The 11,661-nt window shown below is 65.5% G+C and carries 16 protein-coding genes; 9 read left to right on the plus strand and 7 right to left on the minus strand.

Annotated elements, in window-relative coordinates:
- Nucleotides 1–5 precede the first annotated feature (5 nt).
- From LIN44_RS19320 to LIN44_RS19330, 3 genes are all read left to right on the plus strand, one after another.
- Nucleotides 6–380, plus strand: a complete 375-nt coding sequence (locus tag LIN44_RS19320; protein WP_227315873.1) for a VOC family protein — start codon at nucleotides 6–8, stop codon at nucleotides 378–380.
- A gap of 97 nt (nucleotides 381–477) precedes the next feature.
- Complete coding sequence (locus tag LIN44_RS19325) at nucleotides 478–1,101, plus strand: TetR/AcrR family transcriptional regulator (RefSeq protein WP_227315874.1); 624 nt, start codon at nucleotides 478–480, stop codon at nucleotides 1,099–1,101.
- 57 nt (nucleotides 1,102–1,158) lie between these two features.
- Nucleotides 1,159–2,037, plus strand: coding sequence for an NAD(P)-dependent oxidoreductase (locus LIN44_RS19330; RefSeq protein ID WP_227315875.1), 879 nt, complete (start codon nucleotides 1,159–1,161; stop codon nucleotides 2,035–2,037).
- A 108-nt stretch (nucleotides 2,038–2,145) separates the two neighbouring features.
- Here LIN44_RS19330 and LIN44_RS19335 read toward each other — a convergent pair whose 3' ends face one another.
- Nucleotides 2,146–2,556: a VOC family protein gene (locus LIN44_RS19335; protein WP_227315876.1), complete on the minus strand. Its 411-nt coding sequence runs from the start codon at nucleotides 2,554–2,556 to the stop codon at nucleotides 2,146–2,148.
- A 30-nt stretch (nucleotides 2,557–2,586) separates the two neighbouring features.
- Nucleotides 2,587–3,027, minus strand: coding sequence for a helix-turn-helix transcriptional regulator (locus tag LIN44_RS19340; protein WP_227316372.1), 441 nt, complete (start codon nucleotides 3,025–3,027; stop codon nucleotides 2,587–2,589).
- A gap of 105 nt (nucleotides 3,028–3,132) precedes the next feature.
- Between LIN44_RS19340 and LIN44_RS19345 the strand changes: the two genes are divergently transcribed.
- The 5 genes from LIN44_RS19345 to arsH are packed head-to-tail and all read left to right on the plus strand — an operon-like array spanning nucleotide 3,133 to nucleotide 6,351.
- Complete coding sequence (locus LIN44_RS19345; RefSeq protein ID WP_227315877.1) at nucleotides 3,133–3,468, plus strand: helix-turn-helix transcriptional regulator; 336 nt, start codon at nucleotides 3,133–3,135, stop codon at nucleotides 3,466–3,468.
- Entirely contained in the window at nucleotides 3,465–3,947 is a 483-nt protein-coding gene (locus LIN44_RS19350; RefSeq protein ID WP_227315878.1) for an ArsI/CadI family heavy metal resistance metalloenzyme, read from the plus strand. Before LIN44_RS19345 ends, LIN44_RS19350 begins: the two co-directional genes overlap by 4 nt.
- A 29-nt stretch (nucleotides 3,948–3,976) precedes the next feature.
- Nucleotides 3,977–4,471, plus strand: coding sequence for an arsenate reductase ArsC (locus tag LIN44_RS19355; protein ID WP_227315879.1), 495 nt, complete (start codon nucleotides 3,977–3,979; stop codon nucleotides 4,469–4,471).
- A 1-nt stretch (nucleotide 4,472) separates the two neighbouring features.
- On the plus strand, nucleotides 4,473–5,549 hold the full coding sequence (gene arsB / locus LIN44_RS19360; protein ID WP_227315880.1) for an ACR3 family arsenite efflux transporter: 1,077 nt from the start codon (nucleotides 4,473–4,475) through the stop codon (nucleotides 5,547–5,549).
- Between the two features lie 37 nt (nucleotides 5,550–5,586).
- Nucleotides 5,587–6,351, plus strand: coding sequence for an arsenical resistance protein ArsH (gene arsH / locus LIN44_RS19365; RefSeq protein ID WP_227315881.1), 765 nt, complete (start codon nucleotides 5,587–5,589; stop codon nucleotides 6,349–6,351).
- A 30-nt stretch (nucleotides 6,352–6,381) separates the two neighbouring features.
- Here the strand turns inward: arsH and LIN44_RS19370 are convergent, their stop codons facing one another.
- Nucleotides 6,382–7,353 (minus strand): tripartite tricarboxylate transporter substrate binding protein, encoded by a 972-nt coding sequence (locus LIN44_RS19370; protein ID WP_370641730.1) that lies wholly within the window; start codon nucleotides 7,351–7,353, stop codon nucleotides 6,382–6,384.
- A gap of 376 nt (nucleotides 7,354–7,729) precedes the next feature.
- Here LIN44_RS19370 and LIN44_RS19375 point away from each other — a divergent pair, with 376 nt between their 5' ends.
- Nucleotides 7,730–8,209 carry a hypothetical protein gene (locus tag LIN44_RS19375; protein ID WP_227316374.1) on the plus strand — a complete coding sequence of 160 codons (480 nt, stop codon included), beginning with the start codon at nucleotides 7,730–7,732 and terminating at the stop codon, nucleotides 8,207–8,209.
- An 18-nt stretch (nucleotides 8,210–8,227) separates the two neighbouring features.
- Here LIN44_RS19375 and LIN44_RS19380 read toward each other — a convergent pair whose 3' ends face one another.
- From LIN44_RS19380 to LIN44_RS19395, 4 genes are all read right to left on the minus strand, one after another.
- Complete coding sequence (locus LIN44_RS19380) at nucleotides 8,228–8,881, minus strand: hypothetical protein (protein ID WP_227315882.1); 654 nt, start codon at nucleotides 8,879–8,881, stop codon at nucleotides 8,228–8,230.
- 11 nt (nucleotides 8,882–8,892) lie between these two features.
- A complete protein-coding gene (locus tag LIN44_RS19385; RefSeq protein WP_227315883.1) occupies nucleotides 8,893–9,846 on the minus strand; it encodes a 5'/3'-nucleotidase SurE in 954 nt (317 codons plus the stop codon).
- Between the two features lie 286 nt (nucleotides 9,847–10,132).
- Entirely contained in the window at nucleotides 10,133–10,957 is an 825-nt protein-coding gene (locus tag LIN44_RS19390; protein WP_227315884.1) for a hypothetical protein, read from the minus strand.
- A gap of 43 nt (nucleotides 10,958–11,000) precedes the next feature.
- Complete coding sequence (locus LIN44_RS19395; protein ID WP_227315885.1) at nucleotides 11,001–11,588, minus strand: tetratricopeptide repeat protein; 588 nt, start codon at nucleotides 11,586–11,588, stop codon at nucleotides 11,001–11,003.
- Nucleotides 11,589–11,661 lie beyond the last annotated feature (73 nt).

An 11,661-nucleotide genomic window follows, 5' to 3' on the forward strand; every position in this document is an offset into this window, starting at 1 on the left:
AACTCATGTTTGACCACGTCAAATTCGGAGTCAGCGACTATGCAGCAAGCAAGGCGTTCTTCCTCAAAGCGCTGGAGCCGCTCGGTGTAGCGGTGGTGTCGGAGGGGCCGCCGGCCTATGGTGTCGAACTCAGCGGAAAGGGCAAGGCTTCGTTATGCCTGTTCCAGACCGACGAGAAGCCCGCGCACCTGCACCTGGCGTTTACCGCCGAGACACGGCAGCAGGTCGACGACTTCCATCGTGCAGCGCTGGCGGCCGGGGCCAGGGACAATGGCGGCCCCGGGCTGCGCCCGCACTACCACGCGAACTACTACGCGGCGTTCGTCATTGGTCCTGACGGGCACAATATCGAGGTGGTGTGCCAGGCGACCGGCGCGTAACCCTGCACACAAAGAACCTGTCGGACGCCGCCATGACGAAGAGCCGACGAGGTGCTATATTGGGAGCCATCGTTTCCTAATTTACCCATCCGGCAGCATGACCGCAACCCAGCCCCAAGCCCCCACGCGCTCACGCAGCCGGGGCCGCCCGCGCGAGTTTAACGTCGACCAGGCGCTGGATCGGGCCGTGCGCGTGTTCAGCGAACGCGGTTACCACGGCGCTTCTATCTCCGACCTCACCCGCGCCATGCGTCTCGCGCAAGGCAGTCTCTACAAGGCGTTCAAGGACAAGCAATCGCTGTTCATGGCGGCGTTCGATCGCTACCGCGCCCAGCGCGCGGAAAAGCTGCACCGGGCCATCGACAACGCCGGCACCGGACTGGAACGCCTGCGCGCCACGCTGGACTTCTATGCCGACTCCGCCCAGGGCGCCGCTGGCCGGCAAGGTTGCCTGGTTGTCGGCAGCGCGGTGGAACTGTCGGCGTTCGACAAGCCGGTGGCCAGCCACATCGCCGCCGCGATGTCGCGCAACGAGGCGCTGCTGGCCGACCTGATCCGGCAGGGCCAGCAAGACGGCTCGATCCCGGCCCATGTGAACGTCGAAGCGACTGCGCGGATGCTGTTGTGCCTGACCCAAGGCATGCGGGTCGTCGGCAAGACCGGACGCAGCCGCGAGCAGATGCAAGCCGTGGCGACCGCTGCACTCAAGGTATTAGCCTGAAAATTTTTTCCCTATTTAGGAAACATTCGCTTCCATTTTTGACCGAGGAGAACACTGATGAAGATCGCTTTTCTTGGCCTGGGCACCATGGGTCTGCCAATGGCAGCAAACTTGCTCAAGGCCGGCTATGCAGTGCGCGGCTGGAATCGCTCGCCCGCGCCGGTGGCGAAGCTGGCAGCGCTCGGCGCGCAAGGCGCGGCCACACCCGTCGAGGCGGTCGCCGATGCGGACGTGCTGGTCTCGATGCTGGCCGACGATGCCGCCACCCGTGCCACGATGGTGAATGCACGGACACTGACCGCGCTCAAGCGGGGAGCCATTCACGTCAACATGGCCACCGTGTCGGTGGCCATGGCAGCCGAACTGGCTGCGTTACACCAGGCGCAAGGCGTGGGCTATGTCGCCGCACCGGTACTGGGCCGGGTAAACGTTGCGGAAGCGGGCCAGCTCAACATCCTGGCAGCGGGCCATACCGACGCCATTGCAACCGTGCAGCCGCTGCTGGATGTCCTCGGCCAAAAGACCTGGCGCCTGGGCGAACGGCCAGAACAGGCCAATGCTGCCAAGCTTGCCGTGAACTTCATGATCGCCAGCGCCATTGGTACCATGGGCGAAGCCGTGGCACTGGCGCACGGCCATGGGGTCGACAAGGCCGGCTTTCTGGAACTGGTCATGTCTACGGCCTTCGCTGCTCCTGTCTACAAGGGCTATGGCCAGGCCATCGCCGAAGAGCGCTTCGAGCCAGCCGGATTCAAGCTGGCGCTCGGCCTGAAAGACGTGCGCCTGGCATTGGAAGCGGCGGAACAGGCCAACGTTCCCCTGCCCCTGGCCAGTACCCTGCGCGATACCCATATCGAAAGCCTGGCCCATGGCGAAGGCCACCTGGATTGGGCGGCACTGTCGCGCACGTCCGCCCGCCGTGCCGGGCAGGCCTGAACGCCACCGCACCGCGACCGCTGCGCAGATGCTGGCAGCTTCTGATCTTCTTCCTGGCAGACGCATTACTTGCGCGAACCGAGGGCCGGCGCACGGCCGGCGCCGCCCTCATTTGAGTTGCTGGATCCGGATCATATTGCCGGCCGGATCGCGCACCGCGAAATCGCGCACGCCGTAAGGCTGGTTTGTCGGCTCCTGCACGATCTCGGCGTCGCGGTCCTGCAAACGCTGGAAGGCGGCGTCAAGGTCTTTCGCGCCAAGCAGCAGCATGGCGAACGTACCCTTGGCCATCATCTCGGCGATGGTGCGCTTCTCCTCGTCGGTGACGCCCGGTGTCGCGTTTGGGGGGTACAGGACGATGGAAGTGTCGGGCTTGTCCTTCGGGCCGACGGTAATCCAGCGGTGGCCGCCAAAGGCGACATCCTTGCGGATCTCGAAATCCAGGGCGTCCCGGTAGAACGCCAGCGAGACCTCCGCATCGGAATGAGGCAGGAAAGTCGAGTGAATGGTGAGGTCCATGATCAGTCTCCGTAAGGGTTCGAAGCCAGTCTAATCGGGACACTGTTCCGGCGCTTCTCGATTCCTGATCGGTCGCATCACCTGCCTGGCGATGCAGGGCGGGATACCCTCGGCCTCGCGCGCGCAATCGCGCCGGTAAATGCTGGGCGAGACGCCGACCAGCTCGGTGAACCGTGAACTGAAGGACCCCAGGGACGAGCACCCCACCTCGAAGCAAACCTCGGTGACACTCAGGTCGCCCCGCCGCAACAGCGCCTTGGCGCGCTCGATGCGCCGGGTCATCAGGTAGGCGTAGACCGACTCGCCATAAGCCAGCCGGAACTGCCGGCTGAGATGGCCCGCGGACATATGCACACCGCGTGCAAGCGCCTCGACGTCCAGCGGCTGGGCATAGTCGCGGTCAATGCGGTCGCGCACGCGGCGCAGGCGGGCCAGGTCACGCAGGACGGTGTCGGGAGTCGCGGCAGGCATCGGCGTATCGTGACATGCCTGCCTGGCAGGCTCAACGACGAACATACCGGCCTCGTCACAAAAATTTCACTTTACACGGTTCCACTGTTCGAATATTGTCGAAACATGGAAACGAACCACGCCCTTGAAGCGCTTGCCGCGCTCGCCCATTCGATACGCCTGTCGGTCTTCCGGATGCTGGTGCAGGCCGGGCCCGCCGGGCTGCCGGCTGGCCGGATTGCCGAACGGATGGAAATGCCGGCGTCATCGTTGTCGTTCCACCTGAAGGAACTGCATCGCGCCGGCCTGCTGTCGAGCCGGCAGGACGGCCGCTCGATCGTCTACACCGCCCGTTTCGAGACCATGAATGCCTTGCTGGGGTACCTCACGGACAACTGCTGCGGCGGCAATCCGTGCTCCCCTGTGTCCCCCTGTTCCGTCGCCTCGGAGCCCAAACCATGAAGCGCTTCCACGTCCACGTCAGCGTCGCCGACCTGTCTGCAAGCATTCGCTACTACTCCGCGCTCTTCGCCGCCGAACCATCGCTGGTCAAGGACGACTATGCGAAGTGGATGCTGGAGGATCCTCGCGTGAACTTCGCCATCTCGACGCGTGGCGGGGAAACCGGCGTCGACCACCTGGGCTTCCAGACGGACGACGCCGCAGAACTGGCCGAGTTGAAGCAGCGTGCCGAAGCCGCTGACATGGCGCTGCAGGATGCGGGCGAAACCACCTGCTGCTATGCGCGCAGCGACAAGTACTGGCTGACGGATCCACAGGGCATTGCGTGGGAGCATTTCCACACCCTGGGCGACGCGCCCGTGTACGGAGAATCCCGAACCATCGAAGCGGAAGGCCAGCCATCGGCCTGTTGCGCGCCACGTGCGCCAAAGGGCAAGCCGATCGGCGTCGCGGTGAAGGCCACGCCGTCTTGCTGCTGAAGGCGCCCCATGAGCAAAAACACCCACACATGACTACCAACGTACTGATCCTCTGTACCCACAACTCCGCCCGCAGCGTTCTGGGCGAGGGCATGCTCAATCATCTGGCCACGCAGCTCGGCCGGGATGTGCGCGCCTACAGCGCCGGAAGCGCTCCGAGCGGACGTATCAACCCGTTCGCCATCGAGGCCCTCAAGAACGCCGGCGTCGATGTCCGCGACTTCCGCAGCAAGAGCTGGGACGAGTTCGTCGGCGAAAATGCGCCGCAGATGCGCGTCGTGATCACGGTGTGCGACAGCGCGGCCGAAGAAGCGTGTCCGTACTGGCCGGGCAGCCCCGTGAAGGTGCACTGGGGCTACCCTGACCCGTCCAACACCGAAGGCGGCGATGAAAAGAAGCGCCAGGCATTCGAGCTGACCAGGCAGGCGATCGCCTACCGCATGCTGCAACTGCTGCTGCTGCCGATCGAGGACATGGGCAACGCCGAGCTGCAGGAGGCGCTGCAGCGCCTGGCGGGGAAGTGAAATGCAGAATCAAGACGTAGCAGCCGCCAGCCGGCCCGCGGCCAGACCGGCCATCGGCTTTTTCGAGCGCTATCTGACCGTATGGGTCGCGCTGTGCATTGTCGTCGGGATCGGGCTTGGGCAGATGTTGCCTGGTGTTTTCCAGGCGATCGGCCGGATGGAATATGCGCAGGTCAATCTGCCGGTGGGCATCCTGATCTGGGTGATGATCATCCCCATGCTGGTCAAGATTGATTTCGGCGCACTGGGCCAGGTGAAGTCGCACTGGCGAGGCATCGGCGTGACGCTGTTCATCAACTGGGCGGTCAAGCCGTTCTCCATGGCGCTGCTCGGATGGCTCTTTGTGCGCTATCTGTTCGCACCGCTGCTGCCCGCCGACCAGCTCGACAGCTATGTGGCCGGCCTCATCCTGCTGGCGGCAGCGCCATGCACCGCCATGGTCTTTGTCTGGAGCCAGCTGTGCAAGGGCGACCCGTACTTCACGCTGTCGCAGGTGGCACTGAACGACGCGATCATGGTGGTCGCCTTCGCGCCGGTGGTGGCGCTGCTGCTGGGGCTGTCGTCGATCACCGTGCCGTGGGATACCCTGCTCACGTCGGTGGCGCTGTACATCGTCGTGCCGGTCATCCTCTCGCAACTGCTGCGCAAGATGCTGCTGCGCCATGGCGTTGCCCGATTCCAGCGGGTCGTGCAGCGCTTGGGGCCGTACTCGATCACCGCGCTGCTGCTGACGCTGATTCTGTTGTTCGCCTTCCAGGGCAAGGCCATCATCGACCAGCCGCTGGTGATCGCGCTGCTCGCGGTACCGATCCTGATCCAGGTCTTCTTCAACTCGGGACTGGCCTACCTGCTGAACCGGAAACTTGGCGTTGCCCATTGCGTGGCGGGCCCGTCCAGCCTGATCGGCGCCAGCAACTTCTTCGAGCTTGCCGTCGCCACCGCCATCAGCCTGTTCGGCTTCCAGTCGGGCGCGGCGCTGGCGACCGTGGTAGGGGTGCTGATCGAAGTTCCGGTGATGCTGCTGGTCGTCAGCATCGTCAACCGCTCGCAGTCATGGTACGAAGCCAAGGCCCGCTAAGGCAAAGGGTTGCCCGTCACGATCTACCTTCACCGCCATGATCAAGGATATGCCCAACATCGTGCCGGAAGTGCTCGACACTCCGGACCTCCATAAGCTGGAACCGGCGCGCGTCAGTACCCACCCGCCGCGCATCCTGTTGCTCTACGGCTCCCTGCGCGAAACGTCGTACAGCCGCCTGCTGGTCCAGGAAGCCGAACGGATCCTGCGGCACTTCGGTGCGCAGACCCGCGTGTTTGACCCGCATGGCCTGCCGGTGTGCGACAGCGTTGCCGCCGACCATCCCAAGGTGGTCGAACTGCGCAAGCTCTCGGAGTGGTCCGAGGGCCAGGTGTGGTGCAGCCCCGAGCGTCACGGCACGCTGACGGCTGTCTTCAAGAACCAGATCGACTGGCTGCCGCTGGAAATGGGCGGCATTCGTCCCACCCAGGGGCGCACGCTGGCCGTCATGCAGGTTTGCGGAGGCTCGCAATCGTTCAATGCCGTCAACGCACTGCGCGTGCTCGGACGCTGGATGCGGATGGTGACCATCCCCAACCAGTCGTCGGTTGCCAAGGCCTACCAGGAGTTCGATGCAAATGGCCGCATGAAGCCCTCCTCTTACTATGACCGGGTGGTCGACGTCATGGAGGAGCTGTTCAAGTTCACGCTGCTCGTGCGCGATCGCAGCGCATACCTGACGGATCGCTACAGCGAGCGCAAGGAAGCCGCTCCGGCTGCGGCCACCACGCTCGCGGCGGCGGCGATGCGCCATGAGCGGGACGCCCAGGTCAGCGATACCGACAGCGGCGAGGTCGAATAGCGAACGCGCAGCGCGTCGGGAATCCGGCCCTCATTGCTGCGGAATACCCGTGTCCTTGACCACGCGCGCCCAGCGCTCGCGCTCGCTCTGGATAAAGCTGCTGAAGTGGGCGGGCGTATCGCCGCCCGGCATACCGCCCAACTCCGCCAGCCTGGCCCTGACCTCGGGCTCGTCCAGGATGCCGGCGACGGTCTTCTGCAGCCGCTCGATCACCGCCCGCGGCGTGCCGGCCGGTGCCACCAGGCCGAACCATGCGGTCACCTGGAAGTCATTCACACCCGCTTCCTGCATAGTGGGGACATCAGGCAACTCGGGCACCCTGCTGGCGCTGGTCACAGCCAGCGCGCGCAGCTTGCCCGAGCGGATATGCGGCAGCGAACTGGGGAGGTTGTCCACCATCATGGTGACCTGTCCCGCCACCAGGTCGGCCACGGCCGGCGCCGCGCCCTTGTAGGGAACATGGATGAGGTCCGTGCCCGTGCGCTTGCGGAACAGCTCGCCGGAGAGGTGGACCGACTGGCCGGTGCCCGAGGAGGCAAAGGAATACTTGCCAGGCTGCGCCCTGGCCAGCGCGACCAGTTCGGCCACGGTACGGGCCGGCACGCTGGCATTGACCACCAGCACATTGGGCACCGACACCACCATGGTGATCGGCGCAAAATCCTCGGCGCGGTAAGGCAGTTGCCGGTACAGGCTGTAATTGATGGCATTCGGCCCGATGTTTCCCATCATCAGGGTGTGGCCGTCCGGGGCGGACTGCCTGAGCGCCTGCGCGCCGATGATGCCGCCTCCGCCGGCGCGGTTTTCCACCACCACCGGCTGGCCGAGCACCTCGCCCATGCGCTTGCCGACCAGGCGCGAGGCGATATCGGTCGTACCGCCCGCGGCCGCCGGCACGATCAGCCGGATCGGCTTGTCGGGATATGCCGCCGCCGCTGCGCCGGGGGCCGCCATGAGGGCAGCACCAAGCGCCAGCCACAGTCCATTGAAAGCCTGCTTCATCGTCGTCTCCTGTTACGGCCGCGCCGTGCTTGTGCGAGGTGGTCCTGGCGCGGCGTCGAGTGACGATAAGTTGCCCGTCAGGGCGAAGTGAATTCACGTTTCAAGAAAGAAGGCTTCTGCCCGACGGAAGCCGTGCGTACAGGGTGGCGCGCTATCGGCGCGTCATCGTGCCTGTCTTGAAAAAACCGGGCTGTGCGTCAACGTTTCAGCGCGTCTCTACATCGGTTTCCGGCATCAACTCAGCGGTTTCCGCGGCGCAATGGCCGTGCGGCAAGCTCAAGCCGGCGCTCGAAACAGCCGATATCCACCTGGAGCCGGCAGATCCCTAGGACGAAGTGCCGATCGTCGGCGAACCAGGAGAAGTACCACCGTGACAATGATCGAACCGATTGCAGCCCAGGCATCGGCTGCGGCGTCGATGGACGCGCCCGCGGCACCGGCCGCATCCACCAGCGAAAGCGCCAGCGAAGCACCGGGAATTCGTACCCGGCCGGCGGCCAGTACCGAGATCCATATTTCAGCGCCCGGCCAGGCGCTGGCTGGCGGCGACCAGGCCGCGCCGGTGCGCGACAACAGCGACGTCGACGACAGCGGCCTGCCCGATCAGGCCAAGGACGCCATCAAGCGCCTGCGGGAACTGCGCGCGCAGCTGGCGCGCAAGCTGCAGGAGCTGGAGGCAGCCAAGCACGCCACCACCGGCACGCCGGACCAGAAGCGCGTCCGCATCGCGGTGCTGCAACAGGAAATTTCCAGCCTGGGCGCGGCCATCACCACCACCACCGCGACGCTGAACCAGGCCATTCGCGAACTCTCCGCAGAGCAGCAAATGCTGGCCGGCAGCCTGGCCATGCGCTAGCACGCCAGGCTGCACCGCTCAGTCGCGATACGCCCACAGGTCCGCCACGCGGCCGCCATCGTCGGCGATCAGGCGGAACGCGGCCGGCTGGTAGTCGGCGTCGATGGCCAGCACGCCGGTGGCGCTGGCGGGCAGCGTGCCGCACGCCGACGTCGACAGCTTCAGGTTCAGCGTGTTCGGCATGGCCTGTGCGGCGAGCGTTCCCGATAGCTGGCACGCCGAAGCGCCCGGTGCGATCTTGCCCTCCGCCGTCACCGTAAAGCTGGCGCTGGCGCCCGTGGGCAGCACCGTGGTGTAAGTACCGGCCACGCTGGCGGGATCGATGCTCGCTGCGGGCACCGCTGCCCGGGACAGCAGCTTGACGCTGGCAGACACGTCCACGCCTGGTGCGGCGACCCAGCTGCCGTTCCTGTCGCGGCGGTAGATCGCAGTGGCCTTGTCCTCGGCATCGGCCAGGGCCAGGTAGCGGCTGCCGTCCGTGCCGGCGTAGTACTTGCCGACGGTGGGATTGCCGGCATCGCCCACGCTGACGACGTAGGCGCCGGGATCCAGGTCGGTGACCGACAAGGTGGCGGTGGCAGGCGGTGAGTTGCTCTCAGGCGCGTCATTGCCGCCGCAGGCGGCGAGCCCGAGCACGGCGGCCAGGGGAAACAGGGAAATGAGGCGTTTCATCGGGACCTGCCTCACTGGCCGAACAGTTCACCCAGCCGCAGGCGCAGCCATTGCTGGCCGGCGGGACGCTGGTCGAAGCCGATCTGCATGGCAGTGACGGCGGTCTTGGTCTTGTAGACGACGGACTCGTCCTCGGCCTGCGCGGCGGTCGGCGTGCCGCTGCCGGCGCCGATGCCGAGCCCGTACGGCGCCGTGCCGCTGAACTTCAGCGCATAGGCATCGAAGGTGCCATGCCGCGAGAACGCGAACGGCGTGGCGGACGTCGGCGCGTTCGGGAAGTTGACGTTCAGCGCCAGCCCCGCCGGCAGCAGCGGGCCGCCATTGGCCTTGGCCTGCAGCGTATTGACCAGCTTGATGGTCAGTTGCGCCACCACGCCGGACACCGGGCTCGCCAGTCCGGCATTGTCGACCGAATCCGTGCCCGCGCTCAGCGCGATCGACGGAATGCCGCGCGCGGCGCCGAACTGCGCATTGCTGACGGTGCCGGAACTGTTGACGATGCGGCCGACGTTCTGGCCTTCGTTGGGACCGGACAGCACCAGGTCCGGGGCCTTGCCCCAGCGTGCCGGCGCCAGCACGTCCAGGCCGTACATGGTCGCCATCACCGGCGTGCCATGGGCGTAGTGGTAATCGCCGTTGGTGTAGCCCGGCTTGGTGAAGGGCCCCACCGCGGGCTCCCCCGTCTTCGCCGCGCCGTTGTGGCAACCGCCTTCGGCCTCGACCTGGGTCTTGTCGTTGTCCGCCACGATGACCGTGGTGCTGTACATCACGATGCCGGCGCCACGGCCGCTCTGGCCGGTGCAGGGTACGCTGACGATGACGTTGTGGCCGGCGCCCTTGAGGGCGTCGTACAGCGCCCTCAGGTTGCTGGTCAGGCCGTCATCATTGGTCAGCAGGATGTTGAGGGCGAAGGCAGGACTCGCCGTGGCGGCGAGCAAGGCCGCGGCGAACAGGCGGGATTTCATGTCGGTGGTGTGTCGAGTCGGTTCAGGAATGCGGGCGTGGCATGCCCGCGCGGCAGGCAGATACTGCGAGCAGCCCGGTGAGGCTGGCGCGGCGCATGCGCAGGCAGCGCCGATGTAGGTGGCGCGCGCCGGGCGCAGCGCCCGGTGTCATCCGTGGTGGACGGACGCTACCTTAACCGCGCTTGATGACAGTTGCGTGAACAACAACGTTAGCCATGCGCCGGGCCGGGAGCCTGGGACTGTTGCGCAAGGCAAGCATGGGGCCGCGGCGCACGCCCGCTGTGTCCTACGAGCCCACCTTGAGTTGGCCGCCACGACCGAGCCCGCCCTTGACTTCCTGGGCCTTATAGTTGCGCAGCGACACCACCATGTTGTTGTAGGCATCCATGAATGCCGCCACGGTGGCCTTGCCTTCGGGCGTGCGGGAGAAGCCCGAGAGCCCGCCGGCCGCGCCGCCGCCCAGTGCGCTGAACGCGGCCCCGACGTTGGTTGCCGTGGAGTTGCCTTCCGAGATGGACAGCTGCACGCCGGAGCGGATGTCGAACATGGTCAGGGTCACGACCGATGCCTTGCTTTGCATGGCGCCACCGACGAGCGCGCCGACCGTGCCGAACAGCCCGCCTACACCGGCGGCCAACTGACCCGTGGAGTCGTTATCGATGACGATGGAAGGCTCCATGTAGTAGTCGGCCGCTACGCGCTGTCCCTTGTGCTGACGTGAACCGGCGCGGAACTCGCCGGAATTGCGCTGCTTGTCGGTAATGTTCGACAGCTTGCTTTCGGTGCTGTTATTGCCGATCGAGGTGATCACGAAGCAGTTCGATTGCTGCACGGCCAGCCGGATCAGCGGCTCGATGGTCGTGACCTTGGTGGCCGCGCCAAAGCTCGCATACCATTCCTTGCCCCGGCCATCATCCACGGCAAGCGTGCCCAGCGGCTTGTCGCAGCGCTCCAGCGCGGCATTGGCATTCACGCTGGTCGCCCCGCCCGCGGCGCCGGTGGCGGCCGTCGACGCGGTGCCGGTGCTGAGGATGCCCCCTCCCGCGGCACAACCGGCCAGTACCAGGGATGTGGCCAAGCCGGCCACGCGCAGAGAAGTCTTCTTCGGCATGAGAATGCGTTCCTGTTGACGTAAGTAATAAAGAGACAGGGGCCTAGCGGGGATGCCAGCCGGCAGGGCCCCATACCCAGTAATACGGATAACTGCCGTACCACGTCATCCAAGACTTGCGATAGGCTTCGCGCACCTGGTACAGGCTCTGTTCGTCCACCTTGGCGGCTTGCGCTTTTGGAATCAGGTCGCGGGCTTCCTTGCTGCCTTGCGCTGCCGCGCGTGTCAGCCACGCCTCGGCTTCCGCAGGGTCCGAGCCCATTTCCTCAAACCCCATCAGGTAGATTCGCCCAAGCGCCAGCTGGGCCTGCATATGGCCGTTATCTCCGGCCTTGCGCAGCCATTGGAGGGCCTGATAGCTATTGCGCTCGACGCCGTCGCCGCGCAGCAGCCGCAAGCCCAGGTCGTAAGCGGCGTTCGGATCGCGCTGAGCCACCGCTGCCAAAGCCTGCATGCGCTGGTCGGCATCCGCGGATGCATCCTGCGGTGTCGCGGCACGGCGATCCTGTTCGGCACAGGCGTTCCCGTTGCACAGGCGTACTGTCGGGGAGCGGGGTGACAGCTGGTCTGCCGGTGTTTGCGCGACGCATCCTGCAAGACCAAATATCAACAAGAACGTAACAGTCTTCATAAATCGAAAAAGACTTGATACAACTAAGTCTTCTGCCGCATCTGGATTTCTTTTAAAAAAAAGCGGAGCCAGT

This window comes from Cupriavidus sp. MP-37 (assembly GCF_020618415.1).
Lineage (GTDB): Bacteria > Pseudomonadota > Gammaproteobacteria > Burkholderiales > Burkholderiaceae > Cupriavidus.